General features: G+C 35.9%; 23 protein-coding genes. All 23 read right to left on the reverse strand.

The genetic code is table 11. The features are described from left to right. Positions 1-338: 338 nt before the first annotated feature. Complete coding sequence (locus tag BN3326_RS19945) at positions 339-1,112, reverse strand: hypothetical protein (protein WP_070001009.1); 774 nt, start codon at positions 1,110-1,112, stop codon at positions 339-341. A gap of 443 nt (positions 1,113-1,555) precedes the next feature. Then, entirely contained in the window at positions 1,556-1,879 is a 324-nt protein-coding gene (locus BN3326_RS19950; protein ID WP_070001010.1) for a DUF5713 family protein, read from the reverse strand. Between the two features lie 395 nt (positions 1,880-2,274). Then, positions 2,275-2,748, reverse strand: a complete 474-nt coding sequence (locus BN3326_RS19955) for a GNAT family N-acetyltransferase (protein WP_083258976.1) — start codon at positions 2,746-2,748, stop codon at positions 2,275-2,277. A 369-nt stretch (positions 2,749-3,117) separates the two neighbouring features. Continuing rightward, positions 3,118-3,687 carry a hypothetical protein gene (locus BN3326_RS19960; RefSeq protein WP_070001011.1) on the reverse strand — a complete coding sequence of 190 codons (570 nt, stop codon included), beginning with the start codon at positions 3,685-3,687 and terminating at the stop codon, positions 3,118-3,120. Positions 3,688-3,901: 214 nt separating this feature from the next. After that, a complete protein-coding gene (locus BN3326_RS19965) occupies positions 3,902-4,363 on the reverse strand; it encodes an SLATT domain-containing protein (RefSeq protein WP_070001012.1) in 462 nt (153 codons plus the stop codon). Between the two features lie 469 nt (positions 4,364-4,832). Then, a complete protein-coding gene (locus BN3326_RS19970; RefSeq protein ID WP_070001013.1) occupies positions 4,833-5,978 on the reverse strand; it encodes a zinc metalloprotease in 1,146 nt (381 codons plus the stop codon). A 179-nt stretch (positions 5,979-6,157) separates the two neighbouring features. Beyond that, the gene (locus BN3326_RS19975; RefSeq protein ID WP_070001014.1) at positions 6,158-6,484 is read right to left on the reverse strand and encodes an L-rhamnose mutarotase; all 327 of its coding nucleotides are present in this window, start codon (positions 6,482-6,484) and stop codon (positions 6,158-6,160) included. 243 nt (positions 6,485-6,727) lie between these two features. Beyond that, positions 6,728-7,813 (reverse strand): rhamnose ABC transporter substrate-binding protein, encoded by a 1,086-nt coding sequence (gene rhaS / locus BN3326_RS19980; protein ID WP_070001015.1) that lies wholly within the window; start codon positions 7,811-7,813, stop codon positions 6,728-6,730. Between the two features lie 97 nt (positions 7,814-7,910). Then, positions 7,911-8,909 (reverse strand): ABC transporter permease, encoded by a 999-nt coding sequence (locus BN3326_RS19985; protein ID WP_070001016.1) that lies wholly within the window; start codon positions 8,907-8,909, stop codon positions 7,911-7,913. A gap of 3 nt (positions 8,910-8,912) precedes the next feature. Beyond that, a complete protein-coding gene (locus BN3326_RS19990; protein WP_070001017.1) occupies positions 8,913-9,887 on the reverse strand; it encodes an ABC transporter permease in 975 nt (324 codons plus the stop codon). A 12-nt stretch (positions 9,888-9,899) separates the two neighbouring features. Next, the gene (locus tag BN3326_RS19995) at positions 9,900-11,396 is read right to left on the reverse strand and encodes a sugar ABC transporter ATP-binding protein (protein ID WP_070001018.1); all 1,497 of its coding nucleotides are present in this window, start codon (positions 11,394-11,396) and stop codon (positions 9,900-9,902) included. Positions 11,397-11,601: 205 nt separating this feature from the next. Continuing rightward, entirely contained in the window at positions 11,602-13,113 is a 1,512-nt protein-coding gene (locus BN3326_RS20000) for a response regulator transcription factor (protein ID WP_070001019.1), read from the reverse strand. Then, positions 13,113-14,828: a sensor histidine kinase gene (locus tag BN3326_RS20005; protein ID WP_070001020.1), complete on the reverse strand. Its 1,716-nt coding sequence runs from the start codon at positions 14,826-14,828 to the stop codon at positions 13,113-13,115. Before BN3326_RS20005 ends, BN3326_RS20000 begins: the two co-directional genes overlap by 1 nt. Before the next feature lie 136 nt (positions 14,829-14,964). Then, complete coding sequence (locus BN3326_RS20010) at positions 14,965-16,383, reverse strand: rhamnulokinase (protein WP_070001021.1); 1,419 nt, start codon at positions 16,381-16,383, stop codon at positions 14,965-14,967. Between the two features lie 115 nt (positions 16,384-16,498). After that, complete coding sequence (locus tag BN3326_RS20015; protein ID WP_070001211.1) at positions 16,499-17,044, reverse strand: BMC domain-containing protein; 546 nt, start codon at positions 17,042-17,044, stop codon at positions 16,499-16,501. Between the two features lie 14 nt (positions 17,045-17,058). Beyond that, positions 17,059-18,366 carry a 4Fe-4S dicluster domain-containing protein gene (locus BN3326_RS20020; RefSeq protein WP_070001212.1) on the reverse strand — a complete coding sequence of 436 codons (1,308 nt, stop codon included), beginning with the start codon at positions 18,364-18,366 and terminating at the stop codon, positions 17,059-17,061. Positions 18,367-18,406: 40 nt separating this feature from the next. Beyond that, on the reverse strand, positions 18,407-18,676 hold the full coding sequence (locus BN3326_RS20025) for a EutN/CcmL family microcompartment protein (protein ID WP_070001022.1): 270 nt from the start codon (positions 18,674-18,676) through the stop codon (positions 18,407-18,409). A gap of 20 nt (positions 18,677-18,696) precedes the next feature. Beyond that, positions 18,697-19,335, reverse strand: a complete 639-nt coding sequence (pduL, locus tag BN3326_RS20030; RefSeq protein ID WP_070001213.1) for a phosphate propanoyltransferase — start codon at positions 19,333-19,335, stop codon at positions 18,697-18,699. A 52-nt stretch (positions 19,336-19,387) separates the two neighbouring features. Then, positions 19,388-19,663, reverse strand: a complete 276-nt coding sequence (locus BN3326_RS21805; protein WP_070001214.1) for a BMC domain-containing protein — start codon at positions 19,661-19,663, stop codon at positions 19,388-19,390. Positions 19,664-19,868: 205 nt separating this feature from the next. Then, positions 19,869-20,159, reverse strand: coding sequence for a BMC domain-containing protein (locus tag BN3326_RS20040; protein ID WP_070001023.1), 291 nt, complete (start codon positions 20,157-20,159; stop codon positions 19,869-19,871). 27 nt (positions 20,160-20,186) lie between these two features. Beyond that, positions 20,187-20,465 (reverse strand): BMC domain-containing protein, encoded by a 279-nt coding sequence (locus BN3326_RS20045; protein ID WP_070001024.1) that lies wholly within the window; start codon positions 20,463-20,465, stop codon positions 20,187-20,189. 39 nt (positions 20,466-20,504) lie between these two features. After that, a complete protein-coding gene (locus tag BN3326_RS20050) occupies positions 20,505-20,810 on the reverse strand; it encodes a BMC domain-containing protein (protein ID WP_070001025.1) in 306 nt (101 codons plus the stop codon). 12 nt (positions 20,811-20,822) lie between these two features. Beyond that, the gene (locus BN3326_RS20055) at positions 20,823-22,028 is read right to left on the reverse strand and encodes a zinc-dependent alcohol dehydrogenase (RefSeq protein WP_083258978.1); all 1,206 of its coding nucleotides are present in this window, start codon (positions 22,026-22,028) and stop codon (positions 20,823-20,825) included. Positions 22,029-22,034: the final 6 nt, after the last annotated feature.

Raw genomic sequence — 22,034 nt, forward strand, 5'->3', positions numbered from 1 at the left:
ACTGCCTCCCATGAATAATTGGTATCAATAACATCTATGCGGCACTCTTTTTATTGAAAAAGCTAATTGATTCTTTCGCCTAACGTCCTCGCACTTAAGACGTTTCTCAGCCTTAGATGGCTCTTATCTTAGGCTGAGGAATGTGCTTTGGCTTCAACTTCTAAAAAGGAGTGACCCTAATCAGCCAAAGCGAACTTGAGTGCATTGTTCTACGAAGTGGGGGCGACCCGCGAAGCCAGAGCTCGGCATGGACGCCGACCCCGTAGACAATCTCCCTAAAGTTGCTAATGCATAATCTATAAAGAATATGAATTGCTTAACTTCAGATTATGCTTATACTATTCGATTGAATCTATCCGATATTCTTGTAAGATTTTATTTTGAGCCACATCAACGACAACAAATTTGAAGTAATAATATCCGGCTCCCGGCGAACCATTTTTATTATCATTCAACATAATAATGCAAAATTTATCGTTACTGATTTGCGCAACTGTACTCCAATCAGGCAATTTCGGCAAAGATGGGTTTTCTTTAGCTTTTTCAAGATATTTTTGGGCGGCTATGCCATACTCCTCTTGTTTATAATATTCCATATCCGAGGGTAGTTTGAAATCATCATCTTTTTTTGTCACCAGTTCAATGCTTTTCTTTTCAAACTCAGCTTTATACCAATCTTTATCAACTATTGGTTTGTAGTTTATGGATTTTTCAGCAGTGAAAAAAGCCACTAATCCATCAGTAGTAAAAAAGCAGTTTGTAGAAGAAGGCTCCTTAACATCTTTATGCAAGCAACTTACATCAAGCGATTGGTCAATAGTATTTTCACTTATATTGTATCTAAAAATGAGTTCTGTTCCAAAATTATAAGTTGCAAAAACATAATCAGGGCCGGCATAATATATCTGCCATGGATCAGTACCAACAGGTCTTTGCTTCAAAATTACGAAGCCATCTTTAACGTCAATAAACTTCGGTACTTCTGATTCAATGCTTGCAGTACTTTGACTAGATATAGTTAACTTATTTTGCTCTGCGTTTTCTTTTTGACATCCGACAATAAAAATCGTCATAATAACTATCAATGAAACTATGCAAATCGACTTTTTCATTTGCTTCACCCTCCTGTTCATAATATAAATTTTCTAACTTCACTGTTTAAACTAATGTGCACAATTTAAAACATATGTAGCATATCAAAAACTGCAAATGTCTTTCCCCTGATTAACACTTCGAAGGCTATTCTTTCACAATCCATGCCAGGACGGCACGGTCCCCCTGCCCCCATTTCGTAGAACGTCTCCGTGTTCAAGACACCCAAGACACTTAGCCAGACCTGGCTTAGTGTCTTGGGTATGTGCGGTTCTGCTTCGAAGCCTTCATCCACTGCACGAACTTGAACACATTGTTATACGTTGTTGTTGCTGGACCCCTTAAAGATACCAAACATACAAAAAAAGGGAGTCCCTCACTATATTTTAATGTGCAACTACTCTTATGCATCCATCCTCTGTCATGTTAATTGTCATTTAGAATGTACAATAATTAAAGAAACTTACCATTCTCGTTCTCTTATGGCATCTTCTATGTCAATATTAATATCATAACATTGAAGAACATATTCAACAGAAACACCAATACTATCTCTTGCTACTGTTTCTATCTCACTCTCATTTTCATCAAATTCATCTTCCAATTCATTAATAGATATAGTCATCTCATCTAGTTTTTCCTGGATTTTATCAATATCTTTTTCCCCAATTTCTAGAAATGATACAACTTTTAATATTTGTTCTTTCACCTTGTCAACTAAAAAATCAGGGAAATATCCATCATCATACATATCTTTCAGCAAAACATTCTCATCAATTTTGTTCATTTTAATTCCTCACTTTTAATATAAAATTGAAATCCTCTATATTGTTTGTTTACCTAACAATATCTATTCTCTTCTAATTGTCACTTATATAGCTTTATTATAATATATTATTATTTAATTTATCATCCTATCTATCAGATTTACGTGAACCCCAAAAGGAATACCGCAAAGCAACAATTGCGTATAACGTCCTCGCACTCAAGACGTTCATCAGCCTTAGATAGCTCTTATCTTAGGCTGATGAATGTGCTTTGGCTTCAGCTGCTAAAAAGAAATCTCCCTAATCAGCCAAAGCGAACTTGAGTGCATTGTTATACGTAGTTCCCCCTCAGCCTTTAAACTTATTTTTCTATGTTATTTTATGTTTTTTGCGTCTTACTACATAAATATCTCAACTATAATTCTTTAGTAAAAACACTGGTTCTCTGTGCATACTCATCACTTGTTTCTTCAATAAACTTCCAGCCTCTTTTTCTATAATACTCAGAGGTATGTTCAGTTCTTAAGTATAGTTTTTCATATCCCATACTTTTGCACACTTCTATTACCTTATTAATTAACTTTTCTGCTATTCCAGCTCCTCTAAATGTTTCATCCACATATAAGCCAGCTAGCCACGGTGTTAATTCAGGTTTCGTTTCTAAGTCATTGTCAAAGATTGATATTACCCCTACACACTTTCCATCCTGTTTAGCAATAAAGCTCATAGGAAACGTATTTAACTTACGGTTCTTAAACCGATTAATTACATATTCTAAAGTCCTATCAGGTTTTCCATCTCCAAATTCATTAAAAACCCATTTTGCCACTGTCTCAATATGAATTGGGTTACTTACTATATTTTCGATTTCAAGCATACTCCCTCTCATATGTCCCCCTTTTATTCCATGTTTTTATAATATTTTCTTGCTACATTTATTATTTTTTTAATCACATCGTGTATAATCTACTAAATGAGCAATGCTGAAACATCTAGAAAAACTATGGCTATTTACAATGGTCTTGTGACCCAAAAGAACAACTCCGAAATGAGGGGGAATTACGTATAACGTCCTCGCACTCAAGACGTTTCTCAACCCTAGATAGCTCTTATCTTGGGCTGAGAAATGTGCTTTGCTTCTTCAAAGGTATGTCCTCAAACAGGCAAAGCGAGCTTGAGTGCATTGTTAGCTAATGTAAAAAACGGAAGTTATCCGATACATAACTTAACTATTATTAATAACATAATAACTAGATGATTAAAAAGCAAGACTATATCTTCCAGATTTGTTTACAATAATTTGTTTCTCAACGAGTTCATTTACTAAATTTTGCACCTGTAGCTCTCCCCTTTTGCATATGTATCTATCACGATATGGACACTTTATATCATTCTGTACACATTCCGTTTCATGATGCATAAGAACATCTATTGTGCTTTTCTTATTAATAAGTAAATCAAGTAATAAACACCTCTCCTTATCATCAATCATATAAAACGTTTGTGATATTTTGCCTGCCATTCCAGCCAAAGTTGTGACAGCTCCCTTAGTTAATGACGCATCTAATAATAACATTACTAATATTATTAGTGATTTCCTGATATTAATGCTGTATTTCGCATCAAGTGATACATAGTTCATGAACTCTCCACATCTTATTTTAGGGACTTTTTTCTCAAGCATTATACTCTCTTCAGATTCAAGTATCTCTTTATGTTTTAAAATAAAATCAAAGGTTTTATCTACAAGCAATCCAGAATTTGTAAAATCCGCTAATTCTCTCATAACATCTATTTTATTACCATTTTGGATACAAATATATTCCATATTTTCTCCTTTCGATTTTTCACAGTATCTTAATGTTCTCAAAACGTAGCTATTTATGTCTGCTGACGTCCTCGCACTCAAGACGTTCCTCAGCCTTAGATAGCTCTTATCTTAGGTTGAGAAATGTGCTTTGGCTTCAATTGCTAAAAAGATGTGACCCTGATAGCCAAAGTGAACTTGAGTGCACTGTTAGGCTGAGTTTATTAGCATATTTTTAAGTCTTTGTCACCTTTGTGTTTTCATATGATGTTCTAACTGTTTCTATTCTTCCATTATGAAATTTCGTTCTAATCTTTGTGAATTCCATAAAAAACAATTCAATTGCGTCTAACGAATACTCGTCAAATGCTTTACCTTCTTTATAAAAAGCAATATCCTGTTTCAAATTCGTCAATCTTGAGTAATAATCATGTTCCTGAACCGATTTTGAAGCATAATCAAATAATGACTCAATAGAATAAACACCAGTTAAAACAGCCGACAAGATAAAACCAACAGTCTTTCCCCATGAAATGTCTTCGACTCCCAATACCATGGTTGTTATTATTCCAATTAGAATAGCTGCAATGCGCCAACATCTAGCTTTTGTACGAGTTTTAACAAATTTAGGCTTAATGTTTCTTATCTTGTTATCTAACTCTGTTTCTATCATTTTAAGTTTTTCAACTGCTTCCATATTTTCATCCCCTAAGTTTATCTTTATAAATTTTGCCTAACTAAAGTATTATCCCAATTCTTATCGATATACATATCTTAAATAGTGGTATTCCCGACGTTGATGTCGGGAAATTTTGCTATAGTTTAAGTCTATGTCTATCATTCAAAATACTCCTTTATTTGATAATTTATCTAACGGACTCTGTATATTGGAAATATTTTTCTGCGCAGCGTATGAACAGACACTTTATTACGAATCTTAGCTAGAGAACAAGCTTTTTCAAATATTTTCTCAATTGATTTAAGGCAAGTTCTGATAAAAGTGTGTATCTATCTTTACGACCTTTTATATAATACCTCCTCCTGCCCTTTTCATAGTTATTTCAGATATTTTTCTATATATTTTATATTATAACATTTTTTTCTGATAATTTCATAAAAAATAAGTAAACTGCAAAACCTTAAATATAAGATTTACAGTCTACTTATTATAAGTCGCCTGAATCGTCTGCGTATGCCATCAGCTCACGCTCTGCAACAATCTCGCTGGGATGGGGATATTTCTTAGTGATTTTTTCAAAGCTTTCTTTGATTTTAGCAACCTTGGCTTCATCTTTTTCTGCGAGCAGGGCATAAACATATTCAGTGCGCAACACAGAAGGAAAGTTTTTCATTACCTTCATAAACTTTTTTTGTTGCTTGTCCAGCATATTATTAAGTCTATCCTGTCTGTTTTCTCCAATCAGTTCACAATAGATACGATCAACCATCATTAAGTGACGATGTATTCCCACAATACCAGTGTTCATTTGAAGAAGTTTCTCCATAGTTTGTTCAGCTTCTTCAAACTTCATCTGATCCATCAGACGGTTACAGGCAAATACACCCATTACTGCAGTCACGCTATTTTTCATAGATGCTTCCGAAGGGATTTCAAACCATTCTTCCGGCATATCTTTTAGGCGGACACCAGCGGCTATCTGCTCGTTAACTTTTAGTTGAATCCAAAAAGAACGTAAAGCCTCTCGATTTTTTCCAAGTGAAAAAGCATTATAGCCGTCATTATCCACGGCTCCAAGCCGCATGGGAATACCGTTCATAAGAGCGTAAGCAAATCCTACTACAGCGAGCATCATTAACAAGGTAGATAATATACTAACATTCTTCCCAATAAGTGCAAGTGCGGCAAATAGAAGTGCGGATATAATGTTGATAAACGAACCACCCAAATTGTAGAGAGCATAGGGGTATTTTCCCTCCTTCATTTCTGGGGGAATCATCAGACATTGCCCACCCGTTCCAGCAATGGATAATCTACGACATTTAATCGTTGTGCCTTCTTTGATCCACATAAAGCTTCCAATACGAAAAGAGGAGAAACCATATCCTGTCATAAGTCCGAAAAGCAGATGCCCAGCTTCGTGGATGATAATCTGTAGAAAAATTGCTATATACACTCCACTGAAAAGAAATCCCATTGAAAAAAGCATTTCACCTATAGATTTTTCTGCCCATTCCATAGTCCTCATATATTTAGCGATAAAACTACCGCACACCGCTCCAATCAGCATGAAAAACAGTATTGGAAGGATCTGTTTGATTATACTCGTTTTCTTATTGTTCGTATCACTCATAATTCTCACCTTCTATTCAACAGTTTCTTTAGATTATAATTATATTATACTTTTTAAAAAATTTAATGCAAACCCCCTAGAATAATGCTATACTCCTTTGCAAAAACACTTAAAACAAAAGTGCCGTCTAGATTTTTCCAGAAGGCACTTTTGCTTTGATATTACTTTTACTGATTCAATTACTTTAAGTAAAATACTTCTCTCATTGGAACGATTGGATTTGGCTCAGAAAAATCAAAAGAACCTTCTACCATTTTAGAAGTAATGGCATTCCATCTATTGCAGGCTTCACTTTTATCAATATATGCAAAAGCAGCCTTTACATCATCACATTCAAATACATAGAAAAATTGGTTACCATTTTGAAAAATAGAATAGTTTTTAATCCCTGCTTTTGAATGTGCCTCTAAAATTTCTGGCCATGCATTTAAATGCATCTCTACGTACTCTTCTAAGCACTCTTCTTTAATCTTCCACGTCCAAGCAAATTTATTACTCATTTCCATCATGCTTCCTCCTTATAATCTATTCTTTACTAATCCCTAAGCCCTACTAAGTTATAATACGAACCTATAGCGATTAAATTATAACACTTGCCTTTAATTAATTATACTTCAATTCACAATGACTAGCGAGGTCGAATACTATAATTATCCTTCCTCAACTTTAAAGAAAAGCCCGCCTCCAAGAGAGACAGGCCATTTCTTTATAATTAATCTCATACTGAGACTAACGTTTATGCTGAAATTCTAGTATACGCTCTTCCATTCTTCAATGTTTGCTGGTTCAAATTTGAATGGGTCTCCAAGCATGATCTCTGTTCCGTCCCCAGCTGTAATAACTTCTTTTTCTCCAAGTCTTCCTGAAGTGAATTTATCACCTTGAGCTCCTGTTATTGCTCCATCAGCAAGTGCCATAGCTGAATAACCTGCTAAGTACCCTACATCAATTGGGTTCCATAAGTACATCCATGGGCAAACACCATTCGTGATGTATTCTGCCATTTCACTTGGAAGTCCAAGACCTGTTAAAGCTACTTTGCCTGATAAACCTTTATCTGTTAAAACTTTACCTGCTGCTGCCATACCAACTGTTGTTGGTGAGATAATCCCTTTAAGATCTGGATAAGCTTTAAGTAATGCTTCTGTTTCTGATGTACTCTTATCACGAAGGTCATCACCATAAGCTACTTTTACAAGTTCAATATCTGCATATTTTGCATCTTCAAGCTCTTTTTTCATCCATTCAATCCATAAGTTTTGGTTTGCTGCTTGTGATGTTGCACTAAGAATTGCTATTTGACCTTTTCCGCCAATCATTTCAGAAATCGCTTGAACTTGAACACGTCCGATACGTTCTGGATCTGCTTGGTTAACGTGTACCATACGGCTGTCTGGATTAACACTTGAGTCAAGTGACATTACTTTAATGCCTGCATTCATAGCTTTTTTAAGTACTGGCTGCAGTGCATCTGGATCATTTCCTGCAAGTGCAATAACAGTTACTTTTTGTGCTATTGCTTCTTCTATCATTTGGATTTGTGCTTCTGCTGTTGGCTCTGCTGGTGCTTTTAAGATAACTTCGCCTGCACCTGCTTCTTCTATAGCAGCTTTAAACCCTTCTGCTTGTTTTTCATTGTATGGATTTCCAGTGCTTTTAACTATAAGTACAAATTTCTTTGCGTCACCGCTTGCCGCATCTTTTGGTGCTGCTGCTTCTGTTTTTGTGTCTGTAGAAGCTTTTGACTCAGCTGGTTTGCTGCCACATCCAGCTAAACTTGATGCTAATAAAACTGTACCTAGGCTAAGTGCTAATAATTTTTTAAATTTTTTCATACTTTTTTACCCCCGTTTTATTTTTTTTACTTCTTAACTTATTTAAAAGAGCTTACTAAGCTCATTTAAAACATGAATAAAGTCTGTACATATGTTCTTATACTGTTGCTTTCTTTTTTGTTATGCTCTCTAAATTGATATTAGGAATTGTAACCGCAATAATTAATATAACACCTATAATAATCATCAGTGCTTGTGCCGGTACATTGATAAGTCCTAGGCCATAACGCAGAAGTCCAATAATAAAAACTGAAATAATTGCTCCTAGCATACGTCCTTTTCCACCTAGGGTACTAATACCTCCAAGTACAACCATTGCAATAACATCTAGTTCATAACCTAGTGCTATATTAGGACGTGCACTGCCTGTTCTTGAAACTAAGAACAATGCTGTTACAGATGCCATAAGTCCCATAAGTGTGAAGACAATAACTTTAATTTTATCCGTTTTAATACCCGAATAGCGACATGCTGTTTCATTGTTTCCCATACCATAAACACTTCTTCCAAAAGTAGTTTTATGAAGGAGTAGCGCAAATAACACGGCAAATATAATGAAAGCTATAAGCATAAAAGGAATCTTTCCTACATACCCCCATCCTAAATACGCATACCACTCAGGAAATTTACCCGCTGCTTGATCTTCAAGAATAATATAAGCAATTCCTCTATAGATAGTCATGGTAGATAATGTAACAATCATAGCTGGTAATTCTCTAAATTTAACAATAAGTATACCATTTATAAAACCGCATACAGCGCCAATTGCAAGTGCAAGTAAAATAGCCAGAGGCATCGGAACCCCCATATTGTAGGCAACGCCCATAATAACAGAAACTAATGCTGTAGTCGAAGCAATTGAAATATCAATATCTCCGAGTATGATAATAAATACCATTGGCAGTACCATAAAAGCTTTATCTAAAAAGGTCATCGTTGCTCCCATGATGCCATCAAAGCTTAAATAATAAGGAGATAGATTAGTATTCATAATATTAATAATGATAAAGACTGCAACTAACATCCATTCCCATTGGAAGAAAAACTGCTTTAAATTGAATTGTTTTTTGTTTTCAATAATTCTTTTATTTTCCATAGCTTATATCTTCCTCCTCATGAGATTTTCTTTTGTCGCACGTCTTTTTACAAGTGCGTTCATAAGAATAGCTGCAAGAATGATAACCCCTTGTATGGCATTCTGCCAAAACGGTGATACATTAATAAGTGGCAAGGCATTATTTAAAATACCAAATAATAAGGTTCCTACCAAAAGGCCTGATACTTTTCCATATCCCCCCGCTACGCTTACGCCTCCAAGTACACAAGCTGCAATAACATTAAGTTCATAGCCTGTAGCTGTATCGCCTTGTGCAGATGCAAACTTAGATACCCATAAAACACCGGCAAGTCCTGCCAAGGCACCCATGAGTGTATAAACAAGCCATAAGATTTTCTTTGTATTAATACCACTTATTTTTGCTGAAGCAACATTACTTCCAACAGCATAAATTTGTCTTCCTGTTCTTGTATAGTTAATAAAATAATAAAAGATAATATAAATAACAATTGCTATAAAAATAAGCGTATTAATGCCAACAATTGAACTGGTTGCTATCCCTTTAAAACTTGCAGACATCTGATGGGCACTTACCCATTTGCCTCCGCTTATCATAAAAGTTAAACCTCTAAAGACATTAAGCATACCCAGCGAAGCAATAATCGGAAACACACCCAGTATGGATACTAAAAATCCAACAATAGCACCACAAACTGTTCCTACAGCAATCCCTATAAGAATTGCAACAATAGGTGATGCATCAGGATTACTGCTTACAAAAAGTGCTGCACTCATCCCTGATAATGCAAGCGTTGATCCAATAGATAAATCAATTCCGCTTGTTAAAAGAACCATCATCATACCAACTGCTAATATACTAAGTATTGCTGTATTGGTAAGGAGGTCATTGATATTTTCAAAACTTAAAAAACTGGGATTCTTAAACTGTATAAAAATGCAAAGTAAAACTATAAAACCTAGTAATCCCGCTTCTCTGAATTTAGTGATATTGCGCATCCTCTCTCCTCCTTACTTTTTCTCTAACATCGCAAATTCTAGTATTTTTTCTTGACTAATACCGCTTGCATCAAGTGTAGCTGTTATTCTGCCATCTCTCATAACCGCTATACGGTCACTCATTCCTAATACCTCAGGCATCTCTGATGAAACCATGATAATCGCATAATTTTGCTTTGCAAGTTCTCTCATAATTTCATAGATGGCGTATTTCGCACCTACATCTACACCTTTTGTGGGTTCATCTAATATAATTACCTTAAGGTCAGATGCCAGCAGTTTTGCAACAACTACCTTTTGCTGATTGCCCCCTGATAAAGAATCTGCCGTGTCAAATATACTGACTGCTTTAACAGTTACCTTTTCTGCCAGTGTCTTAGCAACTTCAGCTTCTTTCTTTTCATTTAACCAGCCGCCCTTAGAAATATTTGCAAGGGTTGAAAGCGTAATATTTTGACCAATTCCCCACTGTAGTACAAGACCTTGCTTTTGTCTATCTTCCGGAAGATAACCTATCCCCATATGCATTGCATCAAGTGGCTCTTTAATCGTTATTTCTTTACCTTCAAAATAAATTTTACCCCTATCAGGTGTTGTAATACCAAATATACTTTCGCAAACTTCTGTTCTTCCCGCTCCAACAAGTCCTGTAAGGGCTAATATTTCCCCTTGTCTTACGCTAAAAGATATATCTGCAAAGTAACCTGTTTGACTAAGTCCTTCTACCTTTAAGACTTCTTTGCCGATTTCATTTTGTTTAGGTGGGAAAAGCTGTGTCATTTCACGGCCTACCATAGCATAAATAAGTTTTTCATTAGTGATTTCATTAACACCCCAACAACCTATGTACTGAGCATCTCTAAGTACAGTTACTCTTGTTGCAAGTCTATACATGTCTTCAAACCTATGAGAGATAAGAATAATAGATACGCCACTGTCTCTTAATTGCTCTGCTATTTTATATAACTGCTCACTTTCTGTCTTAGTAAGTGCTGCTGTTGGCTCATCCATAATAATGACCTTAGCATCCATAGACAGTGCTTTAGCAATCTCAACAATTTGTTGTTCTGCCACACTCAGTGTGCCCATTTGTACCTTAGGATCTATATTGGCACCGACACTATCTAAGAGTTCCTTTGCCTTTTTATGCATATCATTCCATAAAATACGTTTTGTTTTAGGTGAGACTTTTTCATGTCCTATAAAGATATTTTCTGTTACACTAAGATCTGGGTAATTTGTAACATGCTGATATATAGCTGCAATGCCAAGTTTTTGTGAATCTCTTGTATTCTTAAAATTTACACGTTGGCCCTCATAATACATTTCTCCTTCATTTGGAGCATGTACGCCTGTAATAACTTTAATAAAAGTTGATTTTCCAGCTCCATTTTCTCCCATTAGGGCATGTATTTCACCTTTTTTAAGATTAAAATTCACTTGATTCAGTGCTTTTACTCCAGGGAATATCTTTGTTATGCCTTTTAGCTCTAAAATAAATTCCGACACATTCACCACTCATCCTTTCTTAACGGGTGTGTTATTCAAGTACATATATATATATTTAAATTTTACTTGTCTTCTTTAATTAAATACTACCAAAATGTACATTTAAGATAAATGCATATTATTAAACTGGGCATGTAAAAAAGTAAACTCACGCCTTATTAATGCAATTAACAAGGCGTGAGTTGATAACATTCTGACAACAATATTATTTTTTAATAACATATTCAGTGGGCCACATACCTGCCTGTTTTTTAAAAGTTTTTGAGAAGTGATATTGATCACTAAACCCTACCATTGTAGCTACTTCCTTGCAAAGAATATCCGGCTGATTAAGCATAATCTGCTTTGACTTTTCAATTCTATAATAAGTCAAGTACTCAGAAGGTGACATACCTTTATACGCACGAAACAATTTACTAATATAAGAAGGCACAAAGCCAAATTTTTTAGAGAGCATATTCGTTGTAATAGATTGCTTGTAATTAAGCTGCAAATATTCTTCTATCTTTTGTGCAATATCAGGAATATTATTCTTATCATTGAACGCCGTATCTTGCTCATTGGTGCCGAGTATAATAAAGGCAATATCTTTGGCCAGTGATTTATTATCTACAGTGTTTGAAATGGCAGTATCTAAGTCCATCTTAAGTGAGGATGTATCTTTACCTGCTTGATCTTGTTTAAAGTACAGACTACTGATGGTATCATAAAAAAAGGCTACTATCTGAAGTTGTGTCAAGTTTACTTCGGAAAATTTGACAAGTGTTGTTAAGATACAGTTTCTAAGCTGTTCACCACCAAGTTGCGCCGCCGAGCGAATAGTTTCAGCAATAAGTTGTGTATCTAAATTTACATGCTCTTGCTCTTCCTTCACATTAAGCCATATTGTTTGTGAAGTAAAAAGTTTAATGCTAATATAAAGTCTTGCGCGCAGCGCCTCTAAAACTTGTCCGATGTCATTAAGTTTGACAATATTCTGAGTAGCAGCCAATGTCATCGGCAAATAACTATCTGTTTTAAAGGCACATGCCAACTGATCTGCTGCTTCAACAATACGCTTTTTATCTTTCACTTCAAAGACAACCACCATCTCTGCTGCTGTCTTACCATTAAAAAACATGCTGTTTTCTTCTTCTAAAAGTATAGAAGCTAACCGCTTCTCCATGTCCATTTGGTCCCAAACACTTTTAGCTGGCAGCATCGAATCATTTGGGATAAGAGGAAAGGCGCCTACACAGATTAAAAAAACAGCATAACCCGTCTGCTCTATTATGTCTTTTTCTTCTACATGCTTTTCATTAATAAGACTCATAATTTTTTGTCTTTGTTTTTGTTTATCTCTTATGAATACTTCCTTTTCTATTTTACTGAGTACTGTATTGATGGCATCCGGCGCAATGGGCTTTAGAAGATAATCATAAACTTGGAATTGAAGAGCTTTTCTGGCATATTCAAAATCCTGAAAGCCACTGATAATGACAACTATAGTCTCAGGTTTCTGTACTCTAATGCGCTCTGTAAGTTCAAGTCCATCCATAACCGGCATTTTAATATCTGTAAAGACTACATCTATTTCTTCTGTTTCTAGTAACTCTATTGCCTTTTTACCATTTATAGCTGTGCCTACCACCTGAAATTCATCACTGAAAGCCTCAATAAATTTAGTAATCACACGCATAATTGGTGGCTCATCTTCAACTATCATCACACGAATCATTAAATATCCCCCCGCATTGTAATAATTAAGCCTTGAGGCTTATTATTTTCAATAGAATACATTATTTCCTTACCTGTGTTTAATTTCATTCTAATCAGTGTATTAACAAGACCTAATCCTCCGATCTTCATCTGTGAATACTTATCCCTGCTGCCTTTCCAGTAATCCTCTATTTTATCTATTATTTGCTGTATTTCCTCTTCTTTAAGACCACATCCATTATCACATACTTTAATATACCAACTATTCTCTTCGATACCGGCAGTTATTTTTACAAAATAGGGAGGCTCTACAGATACAAATGCATGGGCAAAACAATTTTCTGCAAGAGGCTGTAAGATAAGTTTAGGCATAGGCATAGCAAGTATTTCTTCCTGCACTTCTATTTCATAAATGAAATAATCTTCATAGCGCCATTTCATAAGCTGAAGATAGCTTGTTACATTTTGAATTTCATCTTTTAGGGTTACAGTTATTTCTTTATATGAGGCAATATAACGAAGCATAGAAGAAAGTTCATGACACATCATTACTACATTATCATTCCCTTGTTCAACTGCTGATGCACTAATAATAGATAAACTATTATATAAAAAATGCGGATTCATCTGAGCTTGCAGTGCTAAAAGCCATGCCTTCTTTTCAAGCGCTATTGATTCGCTTAACCTGTTTAACATAGATGAAAAAGCAATATTGAGTTCTCTTACTTCATCAATGTTATTATCACTTTGATACTCCTCAGATATATTTTGAATGCTTAGCTGGCTTACTGTATCCTTTAATAAAATAATAGGTTTGCTTAGGTTTTTAGCAATAATGACAATGGCTAGTATCATAAGTAGCGTAATGGCTATACTTCCAACCAGAACTGTTACAATAAGTAATTTATACGGAGCTATCATCGCATACTTACTTTGCGAAAGAATAACCGTCCATCCATATCTTTCAGATGTTTTTGAAACTTTATTTAAGGAACTTCTTTTTTCACTTTGATCTGATGTATCAAAAACCATTCTCCCATCGTCATCTATAATTGTTATATCTATAGATTCCATAACGTCAAATTCAATACTTTCAACCAATGTTTTAATATCTTGCTGAATCTCTACTATGCCAAAAACTTCTTGTGAATAAATATTCATAAGCGGTCGTCTTATTGTGACATACTTCGAACTGTAATTGTCTGACCATCTATCTGGCTGCGGAGATAAGATAATTGGCTTATCACGTTTAGCTTTAAGTGCTGTCATTTCTTCTTCTGTAGCTTGCTCCATCAAAAATCTTTGGATGCTTTCTTGATCTGCTATAGCACCTGAACTTATATAGTCATAGTATTGATTGTAGACACTTATTCTCCACATCAATTTATGCGGGCCATTTATGGTAGTTAAAATACTTCTCATATCAATATCTAAAAGCAAGTTGCTCTCAAAATGATTTTCTAGGGTCTTATCTTGCTGTAATCTATTAAAAACACTTACAAGCTGAGAATTTGTCATGACTTGATAAGCTATATTATCCATATCATTTAAATAATACTCAACCTGTTTAATGGTCTTATCCGCAAGTTCCTGTTGACTTAAAGTTGAGATCTTTTCACTTGTTATAATGATATAATTATAAAATGCAATAAAAAAAATCAAAACCATCATGGCAAAAACAATAGAATAAGAATATACTTGTTTGCTGATAAAAATAGATTTTTTTCTAAACATTATGTCTTAGCTCCTTACCTTCTACTGTTTTGAAAAGGATAAAAAGAATGTTGTAAAAAGTAATTGTTATCTACCATTTACAACATTCTCTTTACCCTTTATTGTAGACAATGTCTTTTATTGTGGACAATGTCTTTTATTGTCTGTATTCCTTTTGCTCAAAAGAATCTTTAACAATTTTTCTACCTTCTTCAAGAGAACTAATATCGCCTAAAGCTTTCATTTGCATCAGCATATTTCCAATACAAGATGCCTCAATAGGTCCTGCAACTACTTTCTTGCCTGTAATATCCGCAACTTTTTGGCATAAATATTGATCTTGTATGCCTCCGCCAACCATTCTGATAACATTAATATTTTTGCCAGTAAGCTCTTCAAAGGCTTCTAAAACTTCTTTATAGAGGATACCAAGTCCATTATAAGCTGCTTTAGCAATATCGCCTACTTCGCTTAAGGTAACACCATAAGTCTCTTTACAATAAGCTATAATTTCTTTTTCCATATCCAGCGGTGCCATAAATCTTTCATCTTTTGCATCGACTGCATATTCACTATTTGAGTTCTTAACAGCTGCAATAATATCTGGGAAAGAAAGATTTAAACCACGTTCGTTCCACACTTTACGAAGCTGCTGCAAGAACCATAAGCCATTAATATTTTTAAGGTAGCGAATCGTTCCCTCTACGCCGCCTTCATTGGTGATATTGAATTCTTTTGACTTTGCATTCAAAATAGGCTCTCTAAGCTCCATTCCCATTAAACACCATGTCCCGCAACAAAGATAAACTTCATTTTCTGATTCTAATGGTGATCCTGCTACAGCCGATGCCGTATCATGACTGCCTACTGCAACAACTTTAACATCCCCAAGCCCTGTTTCTTTTTTGATAAGATCAGTTAAAGTTCCTACAACAGTCCCTGGCATAACAAGCTTCTGCATCTTATCGATTGGCATTTCTAAGGCTTCAAATAACTCTTTTGAGTATTCTCTCCCTGCAGCATCTAAAAGTGCTCCTGTTGATGCAATGGTGTATTCATTAAATGTAGCGCCCGTTAAAAAGTATGCAATAAGGTCTGGCATAAACAACCACTTATCACCCAATGTTCTTACAGTTTCACTGGTTTTAAAGTCATGATAAAGCTGATAAACTGTATTAAAACTCATCTTCTGAATACCTGTGATATCATAGAGCTTACTGTCTGTTATTTTAGAATAGAAGTCCTCCATAATCTCACTGGTTCTATGATCTCTATAATGTACCGGATTGGTAAGCAGCTTGCCTTTTTTATCAAGCCATGCACCATCTACGCCCCATGTATCAATGCCGATGGAGGTAATCTCTATATCTGAAAGTTTTGCAGCTTTTTTAAGGCCCTGTTTTATCTCATGAAAAATCCTCATAAAATCCCAATAAAATGTATCACCTAAGTAAACTGGTTCATTTGGAAAGCGATGTATTTCTTCTAACTTTAATTGATTTTCTTCCATACTTCCTAAAATTAATCTTCCGCTAGACGCACCTAGATCTATGGCAATATATGCTTTTTTACTCATAATAGGCTCCTTTACTATATAATTTTTATAATATTTCTGCTTAAATTGTACAAAAAAATACCTGTCTCAAACAAAAGATACTTCTCTTATTTTTGGAGTGCAGGTATTTTAGAAATTATAAGTTATCCCATATTTGCGGATCAGGGTTTGCAATGACAGCACTTTGAATGTACATAGCATTTTCCAGCAATGTATTTTTTGCCCGCTCCATCGATGCTTCTACGGCTGATAACTCCCCGCTGAATATGGCAAACGATTTTCCAGTCATGCCTCTGGCGAGTCTTATTTCTATCAGTTTAACAGGACTCGTTTTCACAACTTCATCTGCAATGCCTACTATAGATGCTACTGAGTAACTTTCTATAATCCCAATGGCTTCGGCCTTTCCTTTTTCAGTTACGCCGTAAATAGCGGCAAACAAGGTTGGATCTGGGTTTCCTAGTAAATAAGTATCAACGAGTACCGTATCAAAAGGAGATACTACAGCTGCTTCTAAAGCTGCTTTTACAGAGGATAATTTACCGCTGAATAAAATAATATATTTACCAGGGCATACAACCTGTGACATAACCAGCTTAATATCTGCTGCTTTTAACATAGTATCTGCCGCTTTTATGCCTAATGCAACTGATCTATACTCTGCTACGCCCAAAGATTTCATTTCATCCACTTTAATTATCTCCCCTCTATAATGATTTCAGTTTGTGTTATCTTTTTTACTACACCATTAATGCTGCTATGTATATTCGCACTTATACCCGTTAGATCTCCACTCGCAATTTTTTGTGCTGTACGTACATAGTCACCTACATTAACAATCGGGGATGCTGGTTTTCCTATGTGCGCTGCGATAGGCATATATACAATCCTAGGTATTATTTTCTGGGCCTTAAACATAGCTGGTTTATCATACTGCTTTAGTCCTAGTTTATCAAGCAACCTGCTTGAAGGTATCTCAGCTGTTACATTATGGCTTGGCCTTGGATATTCCTCACCACTAGGCTTGATGCCTTCTTTCATAAGTTCTCTTTTAACCATCATCATAAGCTCTGCTGGACTTAAATCATGATGGCAAGCATAGTAAGAACATGTATTACAGCCGCAGCACCCCAGTGCTGTATGCAGCTTATCTGAGTTTTGAACTAAACCATTTGCAAAAGCATTCATAAGTTTATGGGGTTCTACCTTATGACCTAATCTATTTCTTGGACATAGGTCTGTACACATCTGACACTGTGAACAAGCGGACATAACTCTTTTGATGCTGCCTATACCTATAGCTTTTTTCTTATGATAAAGCACTGTATCTTTAGGTAATAAGATAATAGCTTTTGTAGTTTTGGTAACTTTGATATCTGCTGATACAAAACTTCCCATCATCGGCCCCCCGAGTAAAATATCATATTCAGGGATAGTTACTGTAACGTGTTTGATGATTTCTTCAAAGGTCGTACCTATAGCCGCTTTGATTACTTTGGGCTCCTCAACTGCTCCTGTTACCGTAATATATTTATCAGTTACAGGCTGCTTCTCATAAATACACTTATAAATATTATACAGGGTCTCTACATTAAGTGCGATAACCTTCTTCTGGCTCGGAAGCTGCCCTTTAGGAATAATAATATTTGCACATTTATAAATGAGAGTAAGTTCATCACCTGCCGGATAAATATTAGGCAGTGGGCAGATTTCAATAGCATCATCTAAAGAAGTGATTGTGTTTAACTGAGCAATAAGTGCTTTATGTTTTGATTTGATTCCCCATATTGCTTTTTTGAGTCCTAAAGCATTTAGCATATCTCTAATAATAGTTACAAGCTCTTCACTAAACTGCATCATGATTTCATAATCTGTATACATAAGCGGTTCACACTCAGCCCCATTTATGATCAAATACGCCATGCCCTTAGCTAGTTTAATATGGGTTGGAAAACCAGCTCCACCCGCTCCTATTATGCCTGCTTCAAAAATTTGCGCCCTCATCGTCTCATATGTCACGTAATCTCACCTCTTCTCTTGTCTGCTACTCACCAATATGATTCTCATCATCTACGATGCCTACTATTGCTGCATCTATTGGTGCATTTATATTGTCAATGCTGCATCTTGCACTGCTTCCTCTTGTTATTAGTACCATTTCTCCAATCCCTGCGCCAACAGTATCTATGGCTATAAATCTTTCTTTCCCGGCATCCATACATGCCAGTGTCTCAACCATAAGAAATTTGTTGCCAATAAGTGCCGGATGCTTACGTGTAGAAATAATACTTCCTATTACCTTTGCGATTGTCATATGTCTTGCATCCCCTTTATTTAATTCTTTATTATCGTTGCGCCTTGAGAACATTTTACGCCCAGTGCATTGGCTTCATCTGTATCGATATGCATTTCCAGTGTAAAACTTGGATGGACTCTTACTTGAACATTTTCAAAGCGTCCTTTTCTTTCTTCACCTATTTCTACAGCAACCACTTCATTATCTTGAAGTCCAAAAACGGCTGCATCTTTATCACTCATATGAATATGTCTTTTTGCAATAATACAGCCTTCACTCAGATAAAGGGCCCCTTTAGGTCCTACTATTGTAATAGGAGCAGATTTTGCTATATTGCCAGACTCACGTATTGGTGGGTTAATGCCAAGTCTAATAGCATCTGTTTTTGCAAGTTCTACTTGTGTTTCTTTTCTTACTGGCCCTAATATACGCACATTCTCTATAACTCTAAGATTGATCCCAACTAGCGTTACACATTCATTTGCTGCATATTGTCCACCCATAAGTTCTTTTTTAGGATGAAGTGTTGCCCCTTCTCCAAATAAGACTTCAAGATGTTCCTGGGTCACATGCAAGTGTCTGGCGGATACGCCTACTGGCACAACATGTTTGGTCTCTTGTACAGGAGCAGCGCTTCTAGCACCACTCCTATTTAATTCTTTTTGTACGGCTTCCATAATCAGTTGTTGTAATGCCTGCTCATTTGTATTCAAGGCTTTCACCTCTTAATTAGAATTTTGGTAGTATTTTTTCGATATCTGCATGTGGTCTTGGAATAACATGTGTTGCAATAACTTCACCAAGTCTTGATGCAACTGCAGCCCCTGCTTCTACTGCTGCCTTAACTGCACCAACATCTCCTCTTACCATAACTGTTACAAGCCCTGAACCGATTTTTTCTGAACCTACAAGTTCTACATTTGCAGCTTTAAGCATTGCATCTGCCGCCTCTGTTACAGCTACTAAACCTCTTGTTTCGATCATTCCTAATGCTTGATTATTCATTATTTTTTTCTCCTCTCTAACCACTGTTTTTTGGGGTGTATGCTCAACTACTATTTTTTCCGTTTTAGGTACTTGCTCTGTCTTAGCAGCTTGCTCTATTTGATCAAGTTGCCCTTCTTTATGCGCTAATTCAGTTTTACTAGCTGTTTGTGCCTTTTTAGTGCTGGATGTGTTTCTTACTCTACTTTCAGCCACTAGCTATCACCTACTTGTTTAATTTTCTTGCACTATGCAGCACAAGTTTTTGTACTTCTTCGTGCGGGCTATTGATCGTAATAGCTGCTGCTACTTTACCTAGTTTTGCTGCTGCTATTTTACCATGCTCAATAGCTTCTTTTACATCTGATATAGACCCTTGTATAATCATGGATACGAGTCTTCCGCCAAGTGCTCTTTCGGTTGTAACAAGACTTACATCAGCTGCCTTTAACATTGCATCTAAAGCTAGTATTGCTGCTACATTTGCATCAACTTCCAGTATTCCAATAGCTCTCATGTAATCACTCTTTCTGATAGTTTGCAATTATTTTGCTGCTGGTAAAATCTTATCTACATCACTATGAGGTCTTGGAATAACATGTACTGCAACTAAATCTCCAAGTCTTGATGCTGCGCTCGCGCCAACTTCTGTAGCTGCTTTAACTGCCCCAACATCTCCTCTTACCATTACAGTAATAAGACCTGAACCGATTTTTTCTGTTCCTACAAGTGTTACATCTGCTGCTTTTACCATTGCATCTGCTGCTTCTATTGCTGCTACTAAACCTCTAGTTTCGATCATACCTAATGCTTCTTGTTTCATTTTAAATTCCTCCTATAGTGTGTGTTTTATTTTTATTTTTTATAAACAGTTTAATCTTAAGAGCTTTTCTAAGTCTTCATCAGGACTTGGAATTACTTTATCAGCAACATATCCTGCGACCTCATTTGCAGCCCTTTTGCCAGCTTCAACAGCAGCTGTTACATCGGATACACTTCCTCTGAATTTTAACATAATTAAGAGGGGTACGGGAAGTGCATCTCCACCTGCTGGTTTATTTTTATCAATTGCTTCTATGGTTACATTAGCGGCCTTACATGCTACATCAGCAGCATGCAAGGCTGTTGCCAGTCCATATACTTCTAATAGTCCTACTGCTTTTCCCATATGGCACCTCTATTATTTATTGATGTAGGCTATTTTGATACCTTCTTGCTTCATATTAACTACCATTGCCTCATTAAGTTCATCAAGACCAAATCTATGGGTAATTAATTTCTGAATTGGAAGCCCGATACCTTTAGCACGTTTTAAGAACTCTAAAGTATTCACATAGTCTCTAAAGGTATAAACCCAAGAACCTACCAGTGTAATTTCTTTTTGGCATAAGTCAAAGTGAGGATTAATGGTAGCATTCCCGTTATCAACGAAGAATCCTAGTTCACAAAGTCCGCCGCCCCGTTTAATAAATTTATAGATATTTGAAGCTGCTGATGGTACGCCAGTACATTGGAATGCAAAATCAACTCCGCCTTTTGTCTCTTTTTTTACAAAAGCTAACATCTCATCAAAGCTTCCAAAATCTTTAAAGTTTACAGTAAGATCTGCTCCAATTTCTTTTGCAAGCTGTAATCTTTTTGCATCACCATCTACAGCAATGATATTTTGTGTACCCATTGTACGTAGTACAGCAATAACAGTAAGCCCAATTGGTCCGCAGCCCTGAACAAGCACACGGCTTCCAAAACTTATAAGGTTAGTTGTTTTAGCACGTTCTACAGCATGCATAGCTACTGCAAAAGGTTCAACTAATATCCGATCATCAAGTGAAAGGTCGCTTACATTAAAGATTGAGGACCCTTTTCTAAGAACGATGTATTCACCAAACCATCCATTAAATTTGTAATTGTCATCTGGAAGCAGTCCATATACAGCCATGTTATCACTTAAGTTTGCTTTTTCTGGTTGTAAAGTTGTATATTCATCGTCTCCTGTAAGTGTAACAGAAGTTACAACTTTGTCACCTACTTTAAGTGCCTTGCCCACCATATCTACTTTAACATTTTTACCTATTTTAACGATTTCTCCTGTTCCTTCATGACCAAGTACTACTGGTATAAGTCCAAATGGGTCATTTTTGTATTCATGAACGTCAGTCCCGCATACACCACAGCCCTCAACTTTTACAAGGACTTCATCATCACTGATCTCAGGAAGATCATAAGTTTTAACTTCTATTTTTTGTTTTTCTACTAGATAAGCTGTTCTTCCTTTTTGAGGAACTGCTGCATTTGATGCTGTACCAGCGCCAATTCCCTCACCTTGTAAATTCTTAATAACTTGAGCAACAATATCTTCAATATTTCCTATATTATAAGACTCCACTTGATT

The organism is Cellulosilyticum sp. I15G10I2 (genome assembly GCF_900095725.1).
Taxonomy (GTDB): domain Bacteria; phylum Bacillota; class Clostridia; order Lachnospirales; family Cellulosilyticaceae; genus FMMP01.